This window comes from Aeromonas sp. WP2-W18-CRE-05, assembly GCF_014168615.1.
GTDB classification, from domain to species: domain Bacteria; phylum Pseudomonadota; class Gammaproteobacteria; order Enterobacterales; family Aeromonadaceae; genus Aeromonas; species Aeromonas caviae.
This window is the reverse complement of record NZ_AP021917.1, coordinates 716,011-738,188: the sequence shown is the minus strand read 5'-3', so window position 1 is coordinate 738,188 and position 22,178 is coordinate 716,011. Positions and strand designations below refer to the sequence as shown.

21 protein-coding genes are annotated in these 22,178 nt (G+C 64.4%); 9 read left to right on the top strand and 12 right to left on the bottom strand.

The genetic code is table 11. The features are described 5' to 3' along the window. Window positions 1-136: 136 nt before the first annotated feature. The gene (locus tag H7R73_RS03640) at window positions 137-703 is read right to left on the bottom strand and encodes a TetR/AcrR family transcriptional regulator (protein WP_010672924.1); all 567 of its coding nucleotides are present in this window, start codon (window positions 701-703) and stop codon (window positions 137-139) included. 167 nt (window positions 704-870) lie between these two features. Here H7R73_RS03640 and H7R73_RS03635 point away from each other — a divergent pair, with 167 nt between their 5' ends. The 3 genes from H7R73_RS03635 to H7R73_RS03625 all read left to right on the top strand — a co-directional run bounded on the left by H7R73_RS03635 (window position 871) and on the right by H7R73_RS03625 (window position 3,485). After that, window positions 871-1,908 carry an alkene reductase gene (locus tag H7R73_RS03635; RefSeq protein ID WP_042883344.1) on the top strand — a complete coding sequence of 346 codons (1,038 nt, stop codon included), beginning with the start codon at window positions 871-873 and terminating at the stop codon, window positions 1,906-1,908. 192 nt (window positions 1,909-2,100) lie between these two features. Then, window positions 2,101-3,027: a MarR family transcriptional regulator gene (locus H7R73_RS03630; protein ID WP_043155371.1), complete on the top strand. Its 927-nt coding sequence runs from the start codon at window positions 2,101-2,103 to the stop codon at window positions 3,025-3,027. Further along, window positions 3,024-3,485, top strand: a complete 462-nt coding sequence (locus tag H7R73_RS03625) for an acyltransferase (protein ID WP_103260794.1) — start codon at window positions 3,024-3,026, stop codon at window positions 3,483-3,485. Before H7R73_RS03630 ends, H7R73_RS03625 begins: the two co-directional genes overlap by 4 nt. Before the next feature lie 180 nt (window positions 3,486-3,665). On the opposite strand, the gene H7R73_RS03620 is transcribed toward H7R73_RS03625, so the two are convergent. The 4 genes from H7R73_RS03620 to H7R73_RS03605 all read right to left on the bottom strand — a co-directional run bounded on the left by H7R73_RS03620 (window position 3,666) and on the right by H7R73_RS03605 (window position 8,392). After that, window positions 3,666-4,115 carry a GNAT family N-acetyltransferase gene (locus H7R73_RS03620; protein ID WP_103260795.1) on the bottom strand — a complete coding sequence of 150 codons (450 nt, stop codon included), beginning with the start codon at window positions 4,113-4,115 and terminating at the stop codon, window positions 3,666-3,668. Between the two features lie 73 nt (window positions 4,116-4,188). Next, window positions 4,189-4,527, bottom strand: a complete 339-nt coding sequence (locus H7R73_RS03615) for a nuclear transport factor 2 family protein (RefSeq protein ID WP_041214549.1) — start codon at window positions 4,525-4,527, stop codon at window positions 4,189-4,191. Between the two features lie 168 nt (window positions 4,528-4,695). Further along, on the bottom strand, window positions 4,696-6,285 hold the full coding sequence (gene prfC / locus H7R73_RS03610; RefSeq protein ID WP_103255304.1) for a peptide chain release factor 3: 1,590 nt from the start codon (window positions 6,283-6,285) through the stop codon (window positions 4,696-4,698). A gap of 244 nt (window positions 6,286-6,529) precedes the next feature. Then, a complete protein-coding gene (locus H7R73_RS03605; protein ID WP_103260796.1) occupies window positions 6,530-8,392 on the bottom strand; it encodes a GGDEF domain-containing protein in 1,863 nt (620 codons plus the stop codon). Between the two features lie 195 nt (window positions 8,393-8,587). On the opposite strand from H7R73_RS03605, the gene H7R73_RS03600 reads away from it, so the two are divergent. Next, window positions 8,588-9,592 (top strand): sensor domain-containing diguanylate cyclase, encoded by a 1,005-nt coding sequence (locus H7R73_RS03600; protein WP_010672915.1) that lies wholly within the window; start codon window positions 8,588-8,590, stop codon window positions 9,590-9,592. A 12-nt stretch (window positions 9,593-9,604) separates the two neighbouring features. Here the strand turns inward: H7R73_RS03600 and viaA are convergent, their stop codons facing one another. Next, window positions 9,605-11,059, bottom strand: coding sequence for an ATPase RavA stimulator ViaA (gene viaA, locus H7R73_RS03595; RefSeq protein WP_103260797.1), 1,455 nt, complete (start codon window positions 11,057-11,059; stop codon window positions 9,605-9,607). Between the two features lie 95 nt (window positions 11,060-11,154). Continuing rightward, window positions 11,155-12,768, bottom strand: coding sequence for an ATPase RavA domain-containing protein (locus tag H7R73_RS03590; RefSeq protein ID WP_103260798.1), 1,614 nt, complete (start codon window positions 12,766-12,768; stop codon window positions 11,155-11,157). A gap of 215 nt (window positions 12,769-12,983) precedes the next feature. Between H7R73_RS03590 and H7R73_RS03585 the strand changes: the two genes are divergently transcribed. Together H7R73_RS03585 and rimI are read left to right on the top strand one after the other, a co-directional pair. Then, window positions 12,984-13,421 carry a DNA polymerase III subunit psi gene (locus H7R73_RS03585; RefSeq protein ID WP_103260799.1) on the top strand — a complete coding sequence of 146 codons (438 nt, stop codon included), beginning with the start codon at window positions 12,984-12,986 and terminating at the stop codon, window positions 13,419-13,421. A gap of 74 nt (window positions 13,422-13,495) precedes the next feature. Continuing rightward, window positions 13,496-13,945: a ribosomal protein S18-alanine N-acetyltransferase gene (gene rimI / locus H7R73_RS03580; RefSeq protein WP_103261185.1), complete on the top strand. Its 450-nt coding sequence runs from the start codon at window positions 13,496-13,498 to the stop codon at window positions 13,943-13,945. 73 nt (window positions 13,946-14,018) lie between these two features. Here the strand turns inward: rimI and H7R73_RS03575 are convergent, their stop codons facing one another. Further along, the gene (locus tag H7R73_RS03575; RefSeq protein WP_042016521.1) at window positions 14,019-14,561 is read right to left on the bottom strand and encodes a hypothetical protein; all 543 of its coding nucleotides are present in this window, start codon (window positions 14,559-14,561) and stop codon (window positions 14,019-14,021) included. 181 nt (window positions 14,562-14,742) lie between these two features. On the opposite strand from H7R73_RS03575, the gene H7R73_RS03570 reads away from it, so the two are divergent. Further along, a complete protein-coding gene (locus H7R73_RS03570; RefSeq protein ID WP_103260800.1) occupies window positions 14,743-16,533 on the top strand; it encodes an AMP-dependent synthetase/ligase in 1,791 nt (596 codons plus the stop codon). 60 nt (window positions 16,534-16,593) lie between these two features. Here H7R73_RS03570 and H7R73_RS03565 read toward each other — a convergent pair whose 3' ends face one another. The 4 genes from H7R73_RS03565 to H7R73_RS03550 all read right to left on the bottom strand — a co-directional run bounded on the left by H7R73_RS03565 (window position 16,594) and on the right by H7R73_RS03550 (window position 20,145). Next, a complete protein-coding gene (locus H7R73_RS03565; protein ID WP_103260801.1) occupies window positions 16,594-17,808 on the bottom strand; it encodes an aldose 1-epimerase family protein in 1,215 nt (404 codons plus the stop codon). Window positions 17,809-18,027: 219 nt separating this feature from the next. Next, complete coding sequence (locus tag H7R73_RS03560; RefSeq protein ID WP_103260802.1) at window positions 18,028-18,720, bottom strand: aspartate/glutamate racemase family protein; 693 nt, start codon at window positions 18,718-18,720, stop codon at window positions 18,028-18,030. 135 nt (window positions 18,721-18,855) lie between these two features. Beyond that, complete coding sequence (locus H7R73_RS03555) at window positions 18,856-19,446, bottom strand: LysE family translocator (RefSeq protein WP_010672906.1); 591 nt, start codon at window positions 19,444-19,446, stop codon at window positions 18,856-18,858. A gap of 102 nt (window positions 19,447-19,548) precedes the next feature. Next, window positions 19,549-20,145, bottom strand: a complete 597-nt coding sequence (locus H7R73_RS03550; protein WP_039039402.1) for a LysE family translocator — start codon at window positions 20,143-20,145, stop codon at window positions 19,549-19,551. Between the two features lie 116 nt (window positions 20,146-20,261). Here H7R73_RS03550 and H7R73_RS03545 point away from each other — a divergent pair, with 116 nt between their 5' ends. Both H7R73_RS03545 and H7R73_RS03540 read left to right on the top strand, forming a co-directional pair. Then, window positions 20,262-21,635 (top strand): aminotransferase-like domain-containing protein, encoded by a 1,374-nt coding sequence (locus tag H7R73_RS03545; RefSeq protein ID WP_182951472.1) that lies wholly within the window; start codon window positions 20,262-20,264, stop codon window positions 21,633-21,635. A 29-nt stretch (window positions 21,636-21,664) separates the two neighbouring features. Beyond that, window positions 21,665-22,129 (top strand): hypothetical protein, encoded by a 465-nt coding sequence (locus tag H7R73_RS03540; protein WP_103260804.1) that lies wholly within the window; start codon window positions 21,665-21,667, stop codon window positions 22,127-22,129. The last annotated feature ends 49 nt before the right edge of the window (window positions 22,130-22,178 follow it).

Here is a 22,178-nt window from a genome sequence, read left to right as displayed (position 1 = left end):
CAGCCCCCTCATCCCCACCCCTTCTCCCATTCTTTTGTAAATGAGCGGGAGAAGGGGGCAAACCCCCTGCTGCGAGGGGCATTCCCAGCAACAACAAAGGCTCCCGCGGGAGCCTTTGTTGTTTCCATCCTCGCCATCACGCCCGCAGGGCGCTCATCATCCGGGCGACGACACCGGCCAGCAGAGGGCGGTCGGGGTGGCACTGGGCGAAGGTGACCAGTCCCTGGATATGGACCTGCAAGAAGGCGGTCAGGGTGGGGATGTCCCCCTCTTTTGCCAGCTCTCCCTGTGCCTTTGCCAGGGCCAGCTGCCCGGCCAGATCCTGTTCCAGCTCGCCGTAGATGGCCTTGAAGCGAAGGTGCAGCTCCTCGTCCTGCTCCGCCAGCTCCATCAGGGTGCGGGTCAGCAGGCAGGAGCCCTGCAGGGCATCGTCCACCACCTGCTCGAGGAAGGCGTGCAGCCCCGCCAGCGGGCTGGGCTGTGCCAGGCAGCGACGGCGCAGGGCTCCCTTCTCTGCCACATAGTGATCGACCGCCGCCAGCAGCAGGCCGCGTTTGTTGCCAAAGGCGGCATAGAGGCTGCCCGGGTGCAGGCCGGTTGCGGCCACCAGCTCCTGCATGGTGGTCTTGGCATAGCCTTTGGCGCGAAAGGCTTCCATGGCGTTTCGCAAGACGGCATCCCGATCGTATTCGGCGCTGCGCATGGGGTCTCCGGTGGCAAGGTCCCGCGGGACGGAAAAAACAGGGCGGCAAGTTTACCCCAGCCTCCCCCGTCAATCCATGTTGAATGCTTGCTCAAAAAATACTTGCACACAAACCAAAAAACGTCTTGAATGCCCGTTCAAGAATCACTCCCTCAGGACAGACGATCATGAATACCCTGTTTCAGCCCTATCGCCTCAACGACACCCTCACCCTCGCGAACCGTTTCATGATGGCCCCCCTCACCCGCTGCATGGCTGGCCCGGGTCTGGTGCCCACCGAACAGATGGCCGCCTACTACGGCCGCCGCGCCGACATCGGCCTCATCATCTCCGAAGCCACCATCATCCGTCCGGACGGGCAGGGCTACCCCAATACCCCGGGGCTCTACAGCGCCGAACAGATCGCCGGCTGGAAGAAAGTGACCAGCGCCGTGCATGCCAACGGTGGCAAGATCTTCGCCCAGCTGTGGCACGTGGGCCGTCTCTCCCACCCCTTCTTCCACCACGCCGAAGTGCTGGCCCCCTCCGCCGTCGCCCATGAGGGCACGGTGCCGCGCATGCGCGAGCTGGTCTATCAGGTGCCCCGCGCCCTGACCGAGCGCGAAATCGCCCAGCTGGTCGAGGATTACGCCCAGGCCGCCGCCAACGCCATCGAGGCGGGCTTTGACGGGGTGGAGATCCACGGTGCCAACGGCTACCTCATCGATCAGTTCCTGCACCACGCCAGCAACCTGCGCACCGACAACTACGGCGGCAGCCCCGAGAACATGAGCCGCTTCGCCCTCGAGGTGGTGGATGCCATCGCCGCCCGCATTGGCGGGGATCGCACCGGCCTTCGTCTCTCCCCCGGCGCCTATGTGCACCTGGAAGGGGATGCCCGGGATCGCGCCGTGTTCGACCACCTGCTGGCCGAGCTGAACCAGCGCACTCTGGCCTATCTGCACCTGGGCATCTTCGATGACAGCCTCACCTTCGACTACCTGGACGGCCGCGCCTCCGACTACCTGCGTGCCCGCTACGACGGCCACCTGGTGGGAGTGGGCAACTACAGCGCAGAGACCGCGCTCGAGGCCATCGAGGCGGACCGCTTCGACCTCGTCGCCATCGGTCGCCCCCTCATCGCCAACCCGGACTACCTCGCCAAGGTGAAACAGGGCGACGCCCTGGTGCCCTATGCCGACACCATGCTGGCCGAGCTGGTCTAACCCTCGCCGGCACCTTGCCAGACCAAGGATGGGATCCGCGCCCCCGCGCGGGTTTCCAATGTTTGGGCCCTCTCCCGGGCCCTTTTTTCTGCCTGTCTTTCGCCCTTTTTCACGTAAATGGTTGTCATCAACAACCAAATGATGGTATTGGTTGCGCATAACAACCAAATACCACCACAAGGAGACAACCCCATGGATCCCCGCCCCCTGCGCGCCCTGTCGAGGGAACTGGTACGCGAACTCGGCATGCTCTCCCAGCAGTGCGGCTCGCTGGCCCTGAGCCCCCTAGAGGCCCACCTGCTCATCGAGCTGGAGAACGGTCCCGCCACCAACCAGCAGCTTGCCGAGCGCCTTCGCATCGACAAGTCCAACGCCAGCCGCCCCCTGGCCCGCCTCGCCGAGCGGGAGCTGATCGCCTGGCAACCCCACCCCTCGGACGGGCGCAGCAAGGAGGCGAGCCTCACCGAGCCGGGCAAGGCACAGCTTGAGGAGCTGCACCGGCAGATGGACGAGACCATGGCGGGGGCCCTGGCCCAGCTCTCCCCCGCCGAGTGCGAGCAGATCTGGGAGGGCATGCGGCTCTATCGCAGCGCCCTCTCCCGCGCCCGCCGCCAACAGGGGTTCGTCATCCGCCCCATCACCCCGGCCGACAATCCCCGGATCGCCGCCGTGGTGCGCGCCGTCTCCGCCGAATACGGCCTCACCGCCGACAAGGGGTACGGGGTGGCGGATCCCAACCTCGATTTTCTCCACGAAACCTATCAGGGGGAGCGCAGCCGCTACTGGGTGATTGAGGGACCGGACGGCGCCATTCTCGGCGGGGGCGGCATAGCGCCGCTGGCGGGGGCAGCGGATGTGTGCGAGCTGCAGAAGATGTACTTCCTGCCCGCCCTGCGAGGGCTGGGGCTGGGACGGCGGCTGGTCTTGCAGGCGCTGGCCGAGGCTCGCGCCCTGGGTTACCAGCGCTGCTATCTGGAGACCACCGCCGTGCTGCGGGAAGCCACCGCCCTCTATGAATCCCTGGGCTTCGAACACCTGCCGGGGCCCCTTGGCTGCACGGGCCACGACGCCTGCGAGATCTGCATGGTGCTGGCGCTCGATGGGAAGGAGGGGAGATGAGTGAACCAAAACGACTCTCTGTCGGCATACGAGATGTCAGCTTCGGTGAAAGGGTGAAGCTGGTTGAGCCTGTCAATCTCTACGGCTGTACCCTGGCTGACGATGTCTTTGTCGGCCCCTTCGTGGAGATACAGTCGAACGTCTCCATAGGGCGCGCAACCCGCATCCAGTCCCACAGCTTTATCTGTGAGCATGTGACCATAGGTGAGCGCTGTTTTATCGGTCACGGCGTCATGTTTGCCAATGACCTCTTTCAAAGCGGCGCCCCCGACCCGGATCCCGCCAGTTGGGGCCGAACCCACATTGGGGATGGGGTATCCATCGGTTCAAACGCCACCATTTTGCCGATACGGATATGCCAGGGAGCCGTCATCGGTGCCGGCGCAGTGGTGACCCGGGACATCACTGTCCCTGGCACCTATGCCGGCAACCCCGCCAGATTGCTGCGTACTTTCTAGCCAGAAGCGCCAATTCCCCCCTCATCCCCCCTTCTCCCTCAAGGGTAGAAGGGGGCCGGGCAGGCAATCTGTCGATACCCCGCGAGCCCGTTTACCCCGTATCACGGCCCCTGGCTGACACCGCGCCTCCCCAGAAGAGCGATTGCCATCCATCTCATGGACAGTGACACATAACGCCTGTCAGGTTCCAACCCGCTGGGTATAGTGATCAAAGGCGATTACCTTTTGATACCCCTCTGATTCATAAAGTAATTTTGCAGGTTGATTGGAGACAGCCGTCGCCAGTTTGACGGTCAGGGCATCTGTCTCCCTGGCAAAGCTGGCCACCCGTTTCAGCAGCGCTCTTGCCACACCCTGCTGGCGAGCTGACTCGACGACATAAAGATCATTGAGGTACCACATCCTCTTCATCGCGACGGAAGAGAATGCCGGATACAACTGGACAAAGCCTTCACACACTCCCGCCTCGTTGCGTGCCAGAAAGATAACTGAATCCGCCCCCTGAAGGCGTTCCCCGATGAATCGGGTTGCCTCATCACTGTCCGGCGCTTGCCCATAAAACTGCCGATAGGCATCAAACAGACGGCTGGTTTCTTCAATGTGGGCCAACGTGGCCTGGAATATCTGCATGGCATCTCCTTGTCACCCTTCCCTGCACAGCGGTGCAAAAGGATGGGGCCGTATGGCAAATACAGTGTCGGGTTTAAGAGGGGAAATAGAACCAGGCGGTCTGGATAAGACCCTCCTTCACCTCGAACACCGCCACGCTCTCGATGGGTTCGGGGGAAAGGCCGTGGATCTTCTCGTGATCAAACACCTTGTTGCCCAAGACGGTGCGTGACAGCAGCTCGGCCTTGAGCAGCGGGTTGTTGAATCTGTGCTCCGCATAGAAGGCCCGCAGCGCCCCCTTGCCGACTGTGCTCGGCGTCTCGGTCGGCATGCGATAGCCTTTGAAATCCGGGGCAAAGCAGGCCACGAAGGCATCGAGATCGTGGGCATTGTAGGCGGCAAACTGCGCCTCTACGGGTTGGGTGACGGACATGTCTCTCTCCATGGGTGAAATTTAAATCACTTATCCTTGATTTTTATTCACTCATCAAGCCCCGGATGGGGATCGCCGCCCCTTCCAATGACACGCCCCATAACAAAAAACCCCGCCGAAGCGGGGTCTCTCTGGTCATCAGCCACCCGCTGGGTGCGGGCAGGGTGATCAGTGTTCGCGGGTCTGGCGGAAGTGAACGTCCGGGTGACGCTCCTGGGCCAGGCGCAGGTTGACCATGGTCGGCGCGATGTAGGTGAGGTTGTCACCACCATCGAGGGCCAGGTTGACCTCGTTCTTGCGCTTGAACTCCTCGAACTTCTTGACGTCGGTCCCTTCCACCCAGCGGGCGGTGGCGACGTTGACCGCCTCGTAGATGGCCTCGACGTTGTACTCGCTCTTCAGACGAGAAACCACCACGTCGAACTGCAGCACACCGACCGCACCAACGATGAGATCGTTGCTGATGAGCGGACGGAACACCTGCACCGCCCCCTCTTCGGAGAGCTGCACCAACCCCTTGAGCAGTTGCTTCTGCTTGAGGGGGTCACGCAGGCGGATACGGCGGAACAGTTCCGGCGCGAAGTTCGGGATGCCGGTGAACTTGAGATCTTCACCCTGGGTGAAGGTGTCGCCGATCTGGATGGTGCCGTGGTTGTGCAGACCGATGATGTCGCCGGCACAGGCTTCGACCGCCTGTTCACGGTCACCGGCCATGAAGGTGACGGCGTCGGAGATGTTCACGTCCTTGCCGATGCGCACGTGGCGCATCTTCATGCCCTTGCTGTAAGTACCTGACACGATACGCATAAAGGCGATACGGTCGCGGTGTTTCGGGTCCATGTTCGCTTGGATCTTGAACACGAAACCGGAGAACTTCTCCTCGGTGGCCACCACTTCGCGGCTCTCGGCCTTGCGCGGCATGGGGGCTGGCGCCCAGTCGGTCAGGCCGTCCAGCATGTGGTCGACACCGAAGTTGCCGAGGGCGGTCCCGAAGAAGACCGGGGTCATCTCGCCGGCGATGAAGGCATCGTGATCGAACTCGGGAGAGGCCCCCTGCACCAGCTCCAGCTCGCCACGCAGCTGGGCCGCCAGATCTTCACCGATAGCCGCGTCCAGCTCGGGGTTGTTCAACCCCTTGACCACCCGCTTCTCCTGGATGGTGTGGCCCTGACCGCTCTGATACAGGTAGGTCTCGTCCTTGTAGAGGTGATAGACACCCTTGAAGGATTTGCCACAGCCGATGGGCCAGGTGATGGGGGCGCACATGATGTTGAGCTCGCGCTCCACCTCGTCCATGACCTCCATCGGGTCGCGCACTTCGCGGTCCAGCTTGTTCATGAAGGTGAGGATGGGGGTGTCGCGCAGCCGGGTCACTTCCATCAGCTTGCGGGTCCGGTCTTCAACACCCTTGGCGGCGTCGATGACCATCAGGCAGCAGTCGACCGCCGTGAGAGTACGGTAGGTATCTTCGGAGAAGTCCTCGTGACCCGGGGTGTCGAGCAGGTTGACCAGGCAGTCGGCGTAGGGGAACTGCATCACGGAGGTGGTGATGGAGATACCGCGCTGCTTCTCCATCTCCATCCAGTCGGATTTGGCGTGCTGGCCCGAGCCACGGCCCTTGACGGTACCGGCGCGCTGAATGGCCTGTCCGAACAGCAGGACCTTTTCGGTGATGGTGGTTTTACCCGCATCCGGGTGCGAGATGATCGCAAAAGTGCGTCTCTTGGAGACTTCACTCAGAAATTCAGCTGACATAATTCGACGTTCTTCTATTGAGCGGCGGCCTGGAGCCACCGTGGGAAAAATGCGGGACAGCACCTTGGAATCAGGGCGCCCATGCAGACAACGACACCACGCGGGCGGGTCAGTGACCGCCGGTGGAGACAGGAGAAGCGCGTTGCATTACATGGGTCTGGCCCCGGATCAAAGCAAAATTGCGCGGCATTATACCCGCGCGAGTGAAAAATACCCAGCCCGCTATCACGGGGGCCCGGGGTCGGCCTCACCGGGCCGTCATCACCCGGTTGCGCCCCGCCAGCTTGGCCTCGTACATGGCCTCGTCGGCCCGGCGTACCAGTTCGCCCAGGTTGTCATCCTCGGGTTTGTACTGGGCACAGCCGATGCTGATGCGGATGGGGTGATCCGCAGGCACCCCCTCAATCTCGAGACGGGCGACGGCCTGGCGGATCCGCTCGGCCACCTCGACGGCCTCGTTCAGGAGGGTATCCGGCAGCAGCACCAGAAACTCCTCACCGCCGTTGCGCCCCACCCTGTCGAGGCTGCGCAACTGCTCCTCGATGCACTGGGCCACGGCGGTGAGCACACTGTCACCCACGTGGTGGCCCAGCTGGTCGTTCACCTTCTTGAAGTGATCCACATCCAGCAGCAGCACACACAGGGGGTTGCCCTCCTCCCGCGCCTGGGTGAACCATTTGCGCCCCTTGGCCTGGATCTGGCGCCGGTTGTGGATGCCGGTCAGTTCGTCCGTCATGGCGAGGCGCTGCATCTTGCGGGTGCGCCCGCGCTGATGCACCACCAGGGTACCCATCACCACCAGCAGCAGGGCCACCACCAGGTATTGCCAGTAGCGCCGCTCCTGCAACTGCTTGAGTTTCTCCGCCTGCAACTGCTGCTGGGACCTGAGGGTCTGGTTTTCCAGCTCCTTGCGGGCGAGATCGAACTCGAAACGCATCTGCAAGGAGCGCTGTTCCCGCAATCTCAGCTCGAGGGCCTGGCGGGTCTCGACATAGGTCTTGAGGCTGGTGAGGGCCGACTGGATATGCCCCTGACGCTCCAGCACCCGGGCGCGGGTCTCATGCACCCGGGCGAGGAAGCGCAGGTTCTGCTCCCGGGTAAAGATGGGCTCGGCCTCGTCCAGGTGCCGCAACGCCTCGCCGGGTCGGTTCAGGGCCTCGAGGACGTCGGCCATGACGAGGTGCCAGTGGCCCAGGGTGACGCTGTCCGCCCCCTCCCCCTGATGGAGGGAGGCTGCCGCCTGATCGAGCTTGGTCATGGCCTGGTCCGGCTTGCCCTGTTTAAGCAGGATGGTGGCCAGCTCGATCCGGCTCCAGGCCAGGATCCCTTCCTGGTTTGACCCCAGATAATAGATCTCCGCTTCCACCATCAGGGGCAGCGCCTTGTCGTACTCTTCGGTGTCGATGTAGAGGAGTCCCTGCTGGCTGTGAATGTCCACCAGGTGCTCCTCGTCCCCGAGCTGCCGGTAGTCGTGCTCCAGCTCGTTGAAGTAGCTCTCGGCCCGCTCATAGAGCCCCATCCTGCGATAGGCATTGGCAATATTGGCGAGCACCTCGCGCCCCTTGGCCTCCTGCCCGAGCGCCTCGTAGCGCTGGTGGGCATCAATGAGATCCATCAGCCCCTCCGCCAGCTCCCCCTGGTAGGAGTACATCTCCCCCCGCAGGCTCAGGATGTCGGCACGCTGACGCTCATCCCCGAGTCGGCGAGCCAGGGTCAGGGCGGCGTCGTAATCCTCCCCGGCCCCGGCCATGTTGCCGAGCAGTTGCCGGTGATAGCCGCGACAGGCGAGCAACCCCACCTCGGTGACCCTGTCCTTGCGGGCACGGGCCTGCGCCAGCCCCTGCTCGGCAAACGCCACCGCGCGGCGAAACTCCTCGTCTCGTTCACTCGGCTGGGCCCAGCACTGCAGCCGGGCAAGGCGGCCCTGCACCTCGGGCGGATAGTGTGCCTGTCCGGCAGTCAGGGCGGCGACGCGCTCGCGAAACGCCTGCACCGGCATCGTCGACTCTTCCAGTCGCTGCAACGCCAGTTGCAACTCGTGCCCGGCCAGTGGCGTCGCCTGGGCCAGGGCAACCCCCAGCAACAGACCACCTCCCATCAGGATCTTCATGCGGACATTTTCTCCTCTTCACTGGCCGGACGCCGCGCTCACCGCTGTCATCATATCCCCACAGACTCTGGGCGCACAGCCGCCAGAGGGTAAGAAAACGCCTCATATCGAACGAGAGCCTCCCCTATCCCCTTCTTTACAGAAGGAGAGAGTGCATCGACTATATATGCTTTCGAACAGGGGAAGGGATGAGGAATGACCTACGAGGAGCTGAGGGAGGCTTACGACAGGTTATTGCTGGAGAACGAGCGTCTCAAACGCATCGCGGATGACGCGCGGGAGAAGCTGGATGCAGCCATGGACGGCACCGGCCTGTGCATCTGGCAGAACCATGTGCCCACCGGCAAACTCATCATCTTCAACCGACGCTGGGGCTCCATGCTCGGTTACCAGCCCAAGGAGCTGTCGGCCCACTTCGACGTCTGGCGCGCCCACCTTCACCCGGAGGACAGGGAGCAGGTGCTGCAGGCCTTCTTCGACCATCTGGAGGGCAAGAGCCCGTTTTATCAGGCGATGCACCGCATGATCGGCAAGGATGGCAAGACCACCTGGGTGCTGGACCGGGGCCGGGTGGTGGAGCGGGATGATCAGGGCAACCCCGTCCGGGTGATGGGCACCCACATCGACATCACCCACGAGAAGGAGTACGAGCAGCAGCTCGCCCAGCTTGCCCACCGGGATCCCCTCACCGGCCTGTTCAACCGCACCGCGCTGCACCGCCACTTTCCCGGGGAGTACCAGGCCATCTGCTTCATCGATCTCGATGACTTCAAGCTGGTGAACGACAACCTGGGCCACCGGGCAGGTGACGAACTGCTGGTCTCCCTTGCCCAGCGCCTTCGCCACTGCTGCGGCGAGGAGGTACGGCTGGGGCGCATCGGCGGGGACGAGTTCGTGCTGCTGCTGCCCTGGGCGTGCGACGATCCCCGCACCAGCCACCTCGCCCGCCAGTGCATCGATGCCATCGCCACCCCCTTCGAGCTGCCCAACGGGGACGCCTCGGTGGGGCTGAGCATGGGAATTGCGGCCATCCGGCCCCAGGACGATTTCGGCGCGGCGCTGGCCCGGGCGGATCAGGCCATGTACAGGGTCAAGCGCAGCGGCAAGCGGGGTTTTTATATTGCCCAGCCAAGCGGTCAGCCGCTGCTGGATCAGGAGCAGGTCAACGAACGGGGCCTCTACCACAGGCCCACTCTCTGAGCCTGAGTGCCCTCAATGGCGCTGCCAGCGCCGCAGCAGGCGTCCACGCAGGCCGCAATCGAGCAGCCAGCTGTTGTCGAACACCCGCAAAATGGCCGCCTTGGCGTGACGGGACATGGCGACCGCATGGAAGCGTGTCTGCTGCGCCCGTCGCCCGTTCATCCGCTCGAGCAGGGGGTGGGGCAGGTTCTGGGCGATGAAGTCGGAGATCACCAGCACGTCGGCCTTGGCAAAGGCGGGTTGTTCAAGCTGGGTCAGGGCCTGCTCCAGGCAGGGCACCAGATCGGTCCCTCCGTGAAAACTCATGGAGAGAAAGCGCTCCGCCTTCTCAAGCCCGGTGTCGGCGGTGATCTCCAGGGTCGCCACCTCGGTGGAGAAGAGCATCAGATAGCAGCCCCGCTTCTCCTCCATCGCCCCCTTGAGCAGGGCGAGAAAAAGCGCCTTGGCACACTCCTCCGGATAGCCCCCCATGGAACCTGACGTATCGACGCAGACGATGAAGGGGCCCCGCGGCTGCACCTCCTGCCCTCCCTGCTCGGGGGAGCGCAGCATCAGACGCTGGCGCGGCAGGGTGCCCCGCGACTGGTAGCTCAGCAGGCGCCGCTCCAGATAACGGCGATAGAACTCCAGCTCCAGCTCCGGCAGCGCCAGCATCACCGCCTCGCTCGGCAGGAGGCGCATCAGATCGCTGGCCGGGTGCACCCCCACCAGATCGTCGGGCACATCGTCACTTTGCACCTCCTCCAGCTCGTGCACAGGCACCGGCGGCAGCGTCCTGTCCTCGCTGCGCCGCTCCCGCTCGCTGCGCCCAAGCAGGGCGGCGATCTCCGCGAGCAGAGGCTCCTGCTGCAACATGCGGGCGTACTGCTTCACCAGCGCCAGGCTGCGCTTGTGCCAGCTCCCCTGGGCCAGATCCCAGAGCCCCCCGGCGGAGATCTGGTGCGGATCCAGGGCATCGGCCAGGGTCCGGTTGGCCAGCAGTTGATCCTCTATCTCCTGGCGCTGCTTCTCCCGCTCCGCCTCCGCTATCTGCTGCTGCAACTGCAACAGGCTGCCCACCAGGCTGGCGCGCCACTTCTCGATGAAGAGCTGGCGCAGCCCCTCGGTGGGCTGGGCCACTATCTGGCGCACCAGGCTGCGGGCATCCCCCGCGAAGGGGCTGTGCTGCTCAAGGGCTTCCAGCAAGGCGGGCAGGCGCCCCACCAGCTCCGGCAGGGGCAGTTGCCGGTGGGCCTGATAGAGCAGGTATTCCCGCTCGAGGGCCACCGGCACCGGCTTGTGGCGCATCTCCTCCCCAAGCTGTTCGCTCCAGGTCTGGATGCGCTTTCTGAGCAGCTTCCCCTGCAGGGGCGAGCGCTTGAGGAACTCGGAGATCTTGGGGGTGGAGGCAAGCAGCAGCGCCATCTCCCCCGCCAGCTCCCCCTCCCCCATGAGCAGCCCCAGGTCCATCATGCCGATCTCTAGCATGGGCCACCCCGGACGTTGAGATGTGATGGAGTATCATGCTGACTAAACATGTTTTTCATCCTGTTTATTTCACCAACCCCACGTCAGGCGCGACGTCACCCCTGTGCATCGAGAAGAGGCAGACGATCCCGCCACTGCTGCAGCTCGGCCCCCAGCCGCTCCAGGTCCCGGCTCAGCACGAAGAAGCTGTCCTCCACCTGACGCAGCCAGTTGTCCCCCACGAACAGATGGGGCTGGTGACGGTCGAACAGGTTGCGCTGGCCCTTGAGGTTTTGCAGCACCCGGTTCACCTGGCCCGTCAGGTCGTCCAGGGCCGACAGCCAGGGGGCCATCACCACCTCGGGGATGGGGGTGCGCTCCACCAGCATCAGGGGCACGGGCTGGCGCTGGATATCCAGCACGTGCAGCCGCAACTGCTCGTCCAGCACCAGCTCGTAGTGCCCCTCCTTGGGGTTGCCGAGGGGCCAGCCCACCAGCGCCTCCCCGGTGGGGTGCCAGTGAGAGAGCAGGGTGCGATCGAAAGTCAGGGTAGCGGTGAGGCGCTCGGGATCGCTGCCATCCAGAGGCGCCGGGGTGAGCAGCTGGAAGTGCACCAGCTTGCCGAACAGCCTGGCGTTGGCCAGCGGCAGTTCGGTGCCGCGGGCGCGACGGCCGAACCACTGCTTGCGCTTGACCGCCTTGCAGCCGATGCGCAAGGCGACCGCCCCCTGCAACTGCTTGAACTGCTCGCGCAGGGAGAGCAGCTCCCGGGTCAGCGCCAGTTGCTGGTAGCCGTAGAGGCGGGAAAACTCGCCGATCATCTCCAGCAGCGCGGTGCGGGAAGCCTCGTCGTGCCAGAGGCAATCCTTGAACAGCAGCAGATCCAGGGGCGCCACCTCGTCGCGGCCATTGAAGAAGGCGCTCGCCTTGATGAGCCGCACCGCCTTCTTCCAGCGCCGATCCGAGACATAGCAGCCGTGCCCGAGCTGGCTGTCGAGCTGCTGGCGCAGCTGGTAGATGAGTTCGAAACAGGCGTCCGGCAGGCGTACCTGCTCGATGGCATCCTGCCAGGCGTCGTACTCTTCCCCCCGAATCTGCACCGCCGGGGTCAGGTTCTGATGGGATTGGCCATCGCTCGCCAGCATGGCCTGGAAGTTGGATTTCTCCTGCACCCTGTCCATCCAGACCCGCACCAGCATGCGATCGTAGAGCGCCTCCAGCCCGCTGTCCGGGGCTGGCAGCTCGTTCGAGGCGGTGACCAGCAGCCGCATGGGAATGGGGTGCTGGCTGTCGCCGTTGCGAAACTGCCGCTCGTTGATGGCGGTGAGCAGGGTGTTGAGGATGGCGGGGCCCGCCTTCCAGATCTCGTCGAGGAAGACCACCTCGGCCTCCGGCAGGTAGCCGCTGGTCAACCGCAGGTACTTGCCATCCTCCTTGAGCGCCTGGATAGAGAGGGGGCCGAACACCTCCTCCGGCGTACTGAAACGGGTCATCAGGTATTCGAAATGGCGGGCATCCTGAAACGCCAGCTTGAGGCGCCGCGCGATCAGGCTCTTGGCGATGCCCGGGGGGCCCAGCAGAAAGACGCTCTCGCCACTCAGGGCCGCCAGCAGGCCGAGCCGCAGGGCATCCTGGCGCTCATACAGTCCCTCACCAAGGGCGGAAAGGAGCCGTGGCAGGCGCTCATGAATGGGGGTGGCACGAACAGTATTCTGGGCTAAAGGCGGCATAGGCACAGTTCCGAAGCTGATAGGTCATCCGTGGTGACGGGGTCCGGCCTCTGGCCCCGCCCCACTCTCATTGTCTGTCATCTCTGCCCCCGGGGGGCGCTCGTTTGCCATCGCCACAGGGCGAAAAGCGCACGTCCGGGGTGCAGCAAATCCCGCGAGAGTGTACTCTGCGCATCATTATTTACCCCAACGCAGATCAAGAGTGAGCCTTCGCCATGCAAGATCCCCTGCTGGACCCGCTGCGCCAGCGCATCCTGGCCCGCATGGGCATCCCCCTCTGGCAACAGAGAGGCCGACTCCTGGCGGGAGGCACCAGCCCCGACGGCGCCGCACAACCGGCAAACACGCCCGCCGACGAGGTGCTGGCCCCGCAGGAGACTGCCCCTCTGCCGACCGGCAAGCTCTGGCTGCTGGCAGAGACGCTGCCCGCGCCCTCCCTGCTCGGGGACATCTGCCGCTGGCTCGGCCTTGGCACCGACGAGGTCTCCCTGTTGTCCGAGATGCCTTCCCTGCCAGCAGGGGCCACTTCGCCCCTGCTCTGGCTGACGGCGCCGGACTCTCGCTGGCCCGATGCCCTGGTCTGCCCGCTCAAGCCCGATGGGGCGCACAAGCGCGCCCTCTGGCAGCAGTGCCGGCAGCGCCACACCCCTTGATGCTCACGACCATGGCACGGCCATGGTGTCCATCGCAAGCCTGAATCCCGTCCGGAGTGACCATGTCTGACCTCTTGCCCCATTTTCGCCCCCTGCTCGAATCGGACTTCGAAGCCATCTACCCCATCGAGCAGGCCGCCCACCAGGAGCCCTGGAGCCAGGCCAACCTTCTCTCCTGCTTCGGGCCGCGCTATCTCAACGGCCTGATGCTGGTGGACGGACGACCGGCCGGTTTCTACATCTCGGATCTGGTGGCGGGAGACAGCTCCCTGATGAACATCTGCGTACACCCCGACTTTCAGGGCAAGGGGCTGGGGCGGGCGCTGCTCAGGGAGTACCTGGCCCGCAGCAAGGCCAGCAAGGCCGAGGCCTGGTTCCTGGAGGTCAGGGCCGGCAACCGCACCGCCATCAACCTCTACGAGAGCGAGGGGTTTGCCGAGTATTGCCGCCGCGCCGACTACTATGGCACCGGGCAGGAGAGGGAGGATGCCGTGCTGATGTCCCGTCTGTTCGACTTCGGCTGACAACCCGCTGCAGACCGCCGTCAGCGGGCAACACCCTCTCTGGCCTCCCTGACTCCCCCGCTTCGCTTCTCCCTCAGGGCAGGGGCGCGTTGTCGATGGAGGGGTCTTCCAGGCTCAGGGTCACCCTCAGCACGGCCTCGAAGGCGGCTCCCGAGAGGGGCATGAAGAAGCCGCGACCATAGGTGACGCCGGGCATCCAGATCTGTTCGATATCCACCGCGATCTTGATGGGGCGAAGCGGCTCACCCGGTCGCTGGACATAGATGCCAGGGGCCGTCGCAACCTGGGGGAAGCGGCGCAGAATGTGCTCGCTGCCATCCCCCGCATCCGGGTTGAGTCGCACCTTCACCAGCCCCGCCAGGGCGGATTGCATCTCGGGGGCACGCCACAGCCTGGTATTCAGCGCCTTGCAGCGTCGGCACTTGGCGCGCTCGATCACGTAGAGCAAGGGGTATCCTTCCCTCAGCGCCAGCCGCTGCGCCTGCTCATAGCCCTCGGCGCCACTCAGCCAGGGATTATCCTGCTCCCCCGCGCCCCCCAGCAGATACCAGAGGGCGCCTGCCCCCGCCAACAGCAGCAACACGCCGGTGAACAGGCTCTTGATCCCGATATTCATGGTGCAACTCCCTGAATGAATCCGATCCCTGCCCCCTATCATGCCTCACTCTCATCTGGTTGACGACTTTGTGATCCAGGACAAATGGCGCACACTTGTAAGCTGTAATGTTAGAGTTTAAACTCCAGCCCCGATTTTGGTGCCCCTGCGGGCGCACAACTGTTACTTGAGGATGCGTGAGATGTCGCAGTTTCATCTGGTTAGAGTGATGCGTGAGCGTATTGCCCGCCTTGGCAACAAGGCCGCCCTGCGCGTCCAGCAGGATGGCCAGTGGCGCGCCATCGGCTGGCGAACCCTGGGTCAGGCCATGGATTATTGCGCCCAGGGACTGATCCGGGCGGGCCACCAGTCCGGCGAGATGGTCGGCATCTATGCCCGCAACATGCCCGAGTGGACCCAGGCCGACCTCGGCATCCTGGCCGCCCGTGGCGTCAGCGTGCCCATCTACCCCACCAGCACCCTCGATCAGCTGCGCTACATCGTCAAGGATGCCGGCATCAGGATGCTGTTCGTGGGGGAGCAGCCCCAGTTCGATCAGGCGCTGCACCTCATCGACAGCGGCGAGATAAGCCACATCGTCGCCCTGGACGGCACCGTCGATCTGCGCGGCTGCGCCTCGGCCAGCCACTTCCAGGCCTTCCTCGTCTCCGGCAACCACCAACCCAGCGAGCAGGTGCTGCGCGAGCGCGAGCGCCACTACCGCATGGACGACCTGCTGACCCTCATCTACACCTCGGGCACCACGGGCGAACCCAAGGGGGTCATGCTCGATTTCGCCAACATGGCCGCCTGCTTCGAGATGCATGACGCTCGCCTCGACCTCAGCGAGCAGGATGTCTCCCTCTGCATGCTGCCGCTGAGCCATGTGTTCGAGCGCGCCTGGAGCTACTACGTGCTCTATTGCGGCGCCGAGAACGTCTACATTCGCGACCCGCAGAAGGTGATGGATGTCATCGGCGAGGTGAAGCCCACCGTGATGTGCGCCGTGCCTCGCCTCTACGAGAAGGCCTACGCCATGATCCAGGCCAAGGTCGCCCAGGCGCCGCGCCTGCGCCGCGCCCTGTTCGGCTGGGCCACCCGGGTGGGCAAACAGATGGTCGCCACCCGTCAGGCGGGCAAGTCCGCCTCTCCCCTGCTCTATGGCCAGCTCTGGCTTGCCGAGCGCCTGGTGTTTCGCAAACTGCGCGCCCGTTTCGGCGGTCGCACCCGCTTCCTGCCGGTGGCGGGCGCCCGTCTCGCGGACGAGGTGAATCTCTTCTTCCAGGCCATGGGGCTCAACCTCAAGTACGGCTACGGCATGACCGAAACCACCGCCACCGTCTGCTGCTATGAAGACACCCAGTTCAGGCTGGGCTCCATCGGCACGGCGCTAAACGGCATCGAGGTGAAACTCGGCGAGAACAATGAACTGCTGGTGCGCGCCCCCACCGTGATGCGTGGCTACTACAACAAACCAGAGGCCACCGCCGAGGTGATGACCGAGGATGGCTTCCTGCGCACCGGCGATGCAGGCGAGCTGGATGACGAGGGCAACATCTACTTCACCGAGCGCTTGAAGGAGCTGATGAAGACCTCCAACGGCAAGTACGTGGCGCCGCAACTGGTCGAGGGGACCCTCGGCAAGGATCGCTTCATCGAGCAGATTGCCATCGTCGCCGATGCCCGCCACTTCGTGTCGGCGCTCATCGTGCCCTGCTTCGAGTCCCTGGAGGAGTATGCCCGCTCCATCAACCTGCAGTACCAGTGCAAGACCGAGCTGCTGCGCCACTCCCGGGTGATGGAGTTCTTCGAGGCCCGCATTCAGGATCTGCAAAAGGAGCTGGCCAAGTTCGAGCAGGTGAAGAAGTTCACCCTGCTGCCGAGCGCCTTCTCCATGGAGCTCGGGGAGATCACCCCCACCATGAAGCTGCGCCGCAAGATCATCGAGGCCAAGTACCAGCGCGAGATAGAAGCCATGTACAGCCACGTCTGATCGACGGGCCTGATATGAAAAAGCCGCTCATGGAGCGGCTTTTTGCTGGGGGTCTCTCCCTTATGGCAGCTTGACCAGGGGTTGCTCGCGCAGCTCGGTGGCCCGACCGCCCTGGATCTTCTCCACCTGGGCCAGGGCCTGCTTCACCTCGTCGGCATTTTGCAGCAGGCGATAGGTCAGATCGAAGGTCTTGGTCTCCCCCGGCTGGATCTTGGGGACCAGCCCGAGCGGGCGCTGGTACTTGGTGCTGTAGGCATAGCTGGTACCGGGTTCGATGCCGGTCACATAGCCCTGGGCCCGGGTGTCGGTGTTCTTCCACAGGGTCAGCACCGGCAGCTGTCTGATGTTGTAGCCCACCGCCACTCCGGCGTTGCCGGCCCGGTTGTTCAGCACTGCCAGGGTATTGCCGTCGGCGTCGCTGTAGGGCACCAGGTTGAACACCATCTCGTCGAAGCCCTTGGTGGGCCCCAGATAGGTTTGCCAACCCTTGAGTCCGGCCTTGGCGTAGTCATTGAACGGGGAGATCTGCTTCACCGGCGTGCTCACCCTGGCACCCTCCTCCAGAATGGGGGCCCCGAAGTTGCCGTGATAGATGATCTGGTACTCGTTCTCGTAGTCCGCGTGGTTGGTCAGCTTGTCCTGCAGGGCAAATTCCGCCTGACCGGGCACCACGCTCAGCTGGGTCCAGGTGACCAGTTCGCTCATCTTGAAGGTGCGCTCGTCCACCCGGCCCAGCACGTGGATGGCATAGGGCGGCTCTTCGTCCACGGTCACGCTGACCACGGAGGCGGGAATGTTCTGCACCCGGCCATGGAGGCTCTTGAGGCGGCCGTCGTCATCCACTCCGGGATGACCCGTCCACTCGTAGCCGCAGCGCACCAGCATCTCGTTGAAGCCGTCGAGCCAGCCGAGGCCGCCACGGCTCTCGAGATCGATGAAGGCGGGGTTGACCACCTCCTTGACCGGTGAATCCCAGCCGAGGCGCAGATCCGCCGCCTTGACCTCCTTGATCCCCATGCCGCGGGTCGGCACCAGGGTGATCTTCATGACGCCGTTGTCGACGATGAGCAGATCCACCCCTTCCTGGCGGCCGCCGTGCAGGCGTTTCTTCTCGATGGTGAAGGGAACCGGACTCTTGATGCCGAGCTTCTCGCTGGTGATCTTCCAGTCCCCCACATCCAGCCCTTGCTGGGAGTCGGTCAGCAGAAATTCGGCGGCGTGACCCGCGGTGGCGCCCAGGGCGAGCAGCACGGCAATGGAGAGTTTCTTCAACATGGATTTATCCTCGTGTCTCTTGTTTTTGTGAAAGCTGAATCGTTTCAGTTATCGAAAACTAGGCGTCTGACGCCCCGGACTCAAGAGACAAACGGAGGAAATGTGAGCCGATTGACAATAAAAACGGCTTCAGCCCTGCTGAAATGAAGGCTGACTCACAGTTATGAAAGGAGGAAAAAACAGGCGGGGCGCCGAGAGGGTCACCCCGCCCGCATCACATCAGGCAAGGGCCAGTGCCACCGCGGCTTCGGCGTGGATGGCGGTGGTGTCGTAGAGGGGCACGGCGGCCTGGCACGCCCCTACCAACAGGGCGATCTCGGTGCAACCCAGGATCACCGCCTGGGCACCGGCCTGTGCCAGATCGGCGATGATGGCCAGATACTCGGCCTGAGACGACTCGCGAATGTCGCCGAGGCAGAGTTCGTCATAGATGATGCGGTGCACCCGCTCCCGTGCAGCGTCATCAGGCACCAGCACCTCCAGCCCGAAGCGCTCCTGGAGCCGCCCCTTGTAGAAATCCTGCTCCATGGTGAAGCGGGTGCCGAGCAATCCTACCCGGGTCACCCCGTCGGCCTGGAGGCGATGGGCCGTGGCATCGGCGATGTGGAGCAGGGGAATGTCGATGGCGGCCTCGATCTCCGGCGCCACCTTGTGCATGGTGTTGGTCCCGATCAGCAGGAAATCGGCGCCACCGGCCTGAATGGCCCTGGCCTCGGCCGCCAGCAGACGGGCGGTGGCGGGCCAGTCACCGGCGTGCTGCAACCGCTCTATCCCGGCAAAATCCACGCTGCTCAGCAGCACCCGCGCCGAGTGCAGACCGCCGAGCCGCTCGCGTACCCCCCGGTTGAGGGCCTGGTAATAGCTGACGGTGGACTCCCAGCTCATGCCACCCAGCAGACCGATACATTTCATGGGATCTCCTTATGTCACCCGATGGTGCAAACCAATGCCGCAATCCCTCAGGGGGCGCGTTTGATCGCACCGCCCCGGCAATAAAAAAGGCCCCGAAGGGCCAACAAGACAGCCGGTAAAGGCTCAGGCCGAGGCCTAAACCCAGATCATCAGCACGCAGGCCGCCGTGGCGAGCCCCATGCCCAGATTGAAACGACGCCAGCCGGTGGCGGTGCGGATGAGGCGGCGCACCTGGGCACCGAACAGCACCCAGAAGGCACCGGTATAGAGGCCGGTCACGAAGAAAATGCCGAGCACCCAGCCCGCGGACGGCCAGTAAGCCTCCCCCGCCAGGGTGAAGCCGCTGATGGCGGAGAGCGCCATCATCCAGGCCTTGGGATTGAGCAGTTGCAGCATGGCCCCCTGATGGGCCGGGATGAGCGGCCGGTTCCCCTCCGCCGGGCCACTGGCGTTGGCCACCTTCCAGGCCAGCCAGAGCAGGTAGGCCGACCCCACCAGCTTGAGGCCGTCGTGCAGCAGGGGCAGACGCTCGAACACCACCCCGAGCCCCAGGGCCGTGGCCAGGATCATCAGGTTGATGCCCCCCACCACCCCCACCAGCAGAGGCACGGAGCGGCGAAACCCCTGGGCGGCCCCGGCACTGGTGAGCAGCATGTTGTTGGGGCCCGGCGTGCCACAGGTGATAAGGGCAAAGCCCGCCAGGGGGAGCAACCAGTTCAGATCCATCTCAACCTCGTTCAGATACGGCAAGCCTCCTAATATGCAGAGCCGACGCCCTGACGACAAGGTCAGCAATGCATTTTCTTTGCATGAATAATCAAGGTGCTGTTAATACCAGAGCATCACCACGCACAGGGCGGTCAAGGCACCCAGGCTGCCGTTGAGACGACGCCACCCCTTGTCCGAGTTGATCCAGCGGCTGAGCTGATGGCCAAACATCACCCAGGCGAAGCAGACCGGGAACCCCGCCATGGGGAAGACACTCATGATGCCCCACATGCTCGGCCAGTAGTCGCTCCCCGGCAGGCTGAACAGACTGATGGCCGAGATCCCCATCATCCACGCCTTAGGATTGAGGAACTGGAAGCCCAGCCCTTCAAGCAGGGTCAAGGGGCGGGCACGGCTGGCGGGATCTCCGGGGGCGCCTGCCACCGCGATGCGCCACGCCAGCCACAGCAGGTAAAGGCTGCCCAGCACCTGCAGGCTCAGCTTGAGCAGGGGCCAGCGCTCGAACAGCGGATAGAAGCCGAGCGCCAGCACCAGTTGCAGCACAGGCTGGCCCACCGCCACCCCGATGAGATGGGGCAGGGTGCGACGCACGCCGAAGTTGGCGCCGGACGCCGTCAACATCAGGTTGTTCGGCCCGGGCGTGCCGCAGGTGAGCAGGGCGAAGCCAAACAGGGTGGCATACCATTCGATGGTCATGGGGAGACTCCTTTCTCGCCACATTGTACCGATACAATGTGTGCTTATTGGTTGTGTAAAGACTGATAATCACGCTATATTGCGGACAATCTTGGATCAATAGATTTATTGTCACCATGACAATCTGGACGCCCGACCTCACCCCTTTCGAGGGGCCCCTCTACCTCAAACTGGTCAAGGCCATCGAGCAGGCCATCGCCACCGGCATCCTCTCACCCGAGACCCGGCTGCCGACCCACAGGGCCCTGGCAGACAAGCTGGGGGTCACCGTGGGCACCGTCACCCGCGCCTACACCGAGGCGGAGCGACGGGGCCTGCTGGCGGCCCGGGTCGGGCACGGCACCTGGGTCAGGGGAGCGGCGGATCCCGCCAACGAATGGGTGATCCGCAATGAAGACAGCCAGCGCATCGAGCTGTGGCAGAACCTCCCGGTCCAGCTGGACAGGGGCGCCATCATCCGGCCCCTGCTCACCGAGCTGGCGCAGGGGGATCTCAACGGCCTGCTCGGTTATGACAAGGAGGCCGGACGCCCCGCACAGCGCCAGCTGTTCGTCGACTGGCTCGCCGAGCAGGGCATCACGGCGAGCGAAGATCGCCTGCTGTTCAGCCATGGTGCCCAGCACGGCATCATGCTGGCCCTGCTGGCCACCGGCTGCGTGGGAGAGACCCTGTTTTGCGAGGGACTGAGCTACCCCGGCATGCTGGGCAATGCACGCCAGCTCAAGAATCAGGTGGTGGGACTGGCGATGGATGAGGAGGGACTGCTGCCGGAGGCGCTGGATGCCGCGTGCCGTACCCGCCGGGCCAAGCTGCTCTACCTCACCCCCACCCTGCAAAACCCCACCACGGCCACCATGAGCCTGGCGCGGCGCGACGCCATCGTCGCCATCGCCCGTCGCCACGATCTGCTGATCGTCGAGGATGACGTCAACGGCCTGCTGCCCGAAAGTGCGCTCCCTCCCCTGGTCAACCTGGCACCGGAGCGGGTCATCTACCTTGGCAGTCTCGCCAAGATCGCCTGCGGCGGCCTGCGGGTCGGCTTCGTGTTGTCCCCTCCCGCCCTTCGCAACAGCTTCGCCCAGGCGATGCGGCTGTCGAGCTGGATGGTGAGTCCGCTGCTCATCGAGCTGGCCTGCAAGCTGGTGAGCCAGCGCCAGATCATGCCGCTCATCGAACACCAGCGAAAAATCCTGGCGCGCCGGGGTGAGCTCCTGCGCCACCTGCTGCCGGGAGCGCGCTGGCAGCCGGGGTCCATGCACGCCTGGCTGCCACTGCCCGAGCCCTGGCGCAGCCAGGAGTTTGCGGAGGCCGCCAACGCCCTTGACGTGGGGGTCGCCAGCGGAGAACACTTCGCCGCCGGCCAGTTTGCCGCCCCGCAGGGAGTACGCCTCAGCCTGAGCCAGCCCGCCACCGACGCCCGCGTCGCCGAAGGGCTGGAGCGCCTCGCCGGGCTGCTGAGGGGCACGCCGCCCACCAATCCCCTGCTATAGTCATTGACCCTGGCACCCGAGGAACCTTCATGTCTGCCGTCCGTCCCGCCCTGCTGATCACGACCCTGCTGCTGGGAGGCTGCGCCTCCCCGGCCCATCAACAGCTAGGCGCCGCCCTGAGCGGACTGGAGGGGGAGCTGACGCGGCTGGAGGAGGAGTTGGCAGCCATGAACGGCCTTCACTATCAAAAAGCCATCGACGCCCCGGTGGCGCTGCGCCGCTATCTCAAGGCCCCCGCACCGACGGCGGAGGGGCTGGTGCCCGTGCAGAGCCGGCTGCAAGATGGCCCTCTGCTGCGCTACGACTACCGGCTGCCCGCCGGAATGACACAGCTGCCCACCGACAACCCCTGCCTGCGCTACGAGTTCGAGCTGCGCCGCCTCGGGCGCCTGGGCCAACTCGAGCTCGCCTGGCAGGGAGAGACGGGCGCCGGGGAGCTGCGTGTCCCGCAGCGGGACTGCCCCTTCTCGGCCAGGGGGCCCGGCCTTCAGTGATGCTTTCTTTGCCCTGCCCAAGGCCGGCACTGAGCCATCCCTGACCCAG

What these genes read in the sequence shown, in the direction of transcription:
- H7R73_RS03640 (WP_010672924.1), bottom strand. Translation starts at nt 703, where the DNA reads ATGCGCAGCGCCGAATACGATCGGGATGCCGTCTTGCGAAACGCCATG.
- H7R73_RS03635 (WP_042883344.1), top strand. Translation starts at nt 871, where the DNA reads ATGAATACCCTGTTTCAGCCCTATCGCCTCAACGACACCCTCACCCTC.
- H7R73_RS03630 (WP_043155371.1), top strand. Translation starts at nt 2,101, where the DNA reads ATGGATCCCCGCCCCCTGCGCGCCCTGTCGAGGGAACTGGTACGCGAA.
- H7R73_RS03625 (WP_103260794.1), top strand. Translation starts at nt 3,024, where the DNA reads ATGAGTGAACCAAAACGACTCTCTGTCGGCATACGAGATGTCAGCTTC.
- H7R73_RS03620 (WP_103260795.1), bottom strand. Translation starts at nt 4,115, where the DNA reads ATGCAGATATTCCAGGCCACGTTGGCCCACATTGAAGAAACCAGCCGT.
- H7R73_RS03615 (WP_041214549.1), bottom strand. Translation starts at nt 4,527, where the DNA reads ATGTCCGTCACCCAACCCGTAGAGGCGCAGTTTGCCGCCTACAATGCC.
- H7R73_RS03605 (WP_103260796.1), bottom strand. Translation starts at nt 8,392, where the DNA reads ATGAAGATCCTGATGGGAGGTGGTCTGTTGCTGGGGGTTGCCCTGGCC.
- H7R73_RS03600 (WP_010672915.1), top strand. Translation starts at nt 8,588, where the DNA reads ATGACCTACGAGGAGCTGAGGGAGGCTTACGACAGGTTATTGCTGGAG.
- viaA (WP_103260797.1), bottom strand. Translation starts at nt 11,059, where the DNA reads ATGCTAGAGATCGGCATGATGGACCTGGGGCTGCTCATGGGGGAGGGG.
- H7R73_RS03590 (WP_103260798.1), bottom strand. Translation starts at nt 12,768, where the DNA reads ATGCCGCCTTTAGCCCAGAATACTGTTCGTGCCACCCCCATTCATGAG.
- H7R73_RS03585 (WP_103260799.1), top strand. Translation starts at nt 12,984, where the DNA reads ATGCAAGATCCCCTGCTGGACCCGCTGCGCCAGCGCATCCTGGCCCGC.
- H7R73_RS03575 (WP_042016521.1), bottom strand. Translation starts at nt 14,561, where the DNA reads ATGAATATCGGGATCAAGAGCCTGTTCACCGGCGTGTTGCTGCTGTTG.
- H7R73_RS03570 (WP_103260800.1), top strand. Translation starts at nt 14,743, where the DNA reads ATGTCGCAGTTTCATCTGGTTAGAGTGATGCGTGAGCGTATTGCCCGC.
- H7R73_RS03565 (WP_103260801.1), bottom strand. Translation starts at nt 17,808, where the DNA reads ATGTTGAAGAAACTCTCCATTGCCGTGCTGCTCGCCCTGGGCGCCACC.
- H7R73_RS03560 (WP_103260802.1), bottom strand. Translation starts at nt 18,720, where the DNA reads ATGAAATGTATCGGTCTGCTGGGTGGCATGAGCTGGGAGTCCACCGTC.
- H7R73_RS03555 (WP_010672906.1), bottom strand. Translation starts at nt 19,446, where the DNA reads ATGGATCTGAACTGGTTGCTCCCCCTGGCGGGCTTTGCCCTTATCACC.
- H7R73_RS03550 (WP_039039402.1), bottom strand. Translation starts at nt 20,145, where the DNA reads ATGACCATCGAATGGTATGCCACCCTGTTTGGCTTCGCCCTGCTCACC.
- H7R73_RS03545 (WP_182951472.1), top strand. Translation starts at nt 20,262, where the DNA reads ATGACAATCTGGACGCCCGACCTCACCCCTTTCGAGGGGCCCCTCTAC.
- H7R73_RS03540 (WP_103260804.1), top strand. Translation starts at nt 21,665, where the DNA reads ATGTCTGCCGTCCGTCCCGCCCTGCTGATCACGACCCTGCTGCTGGGA.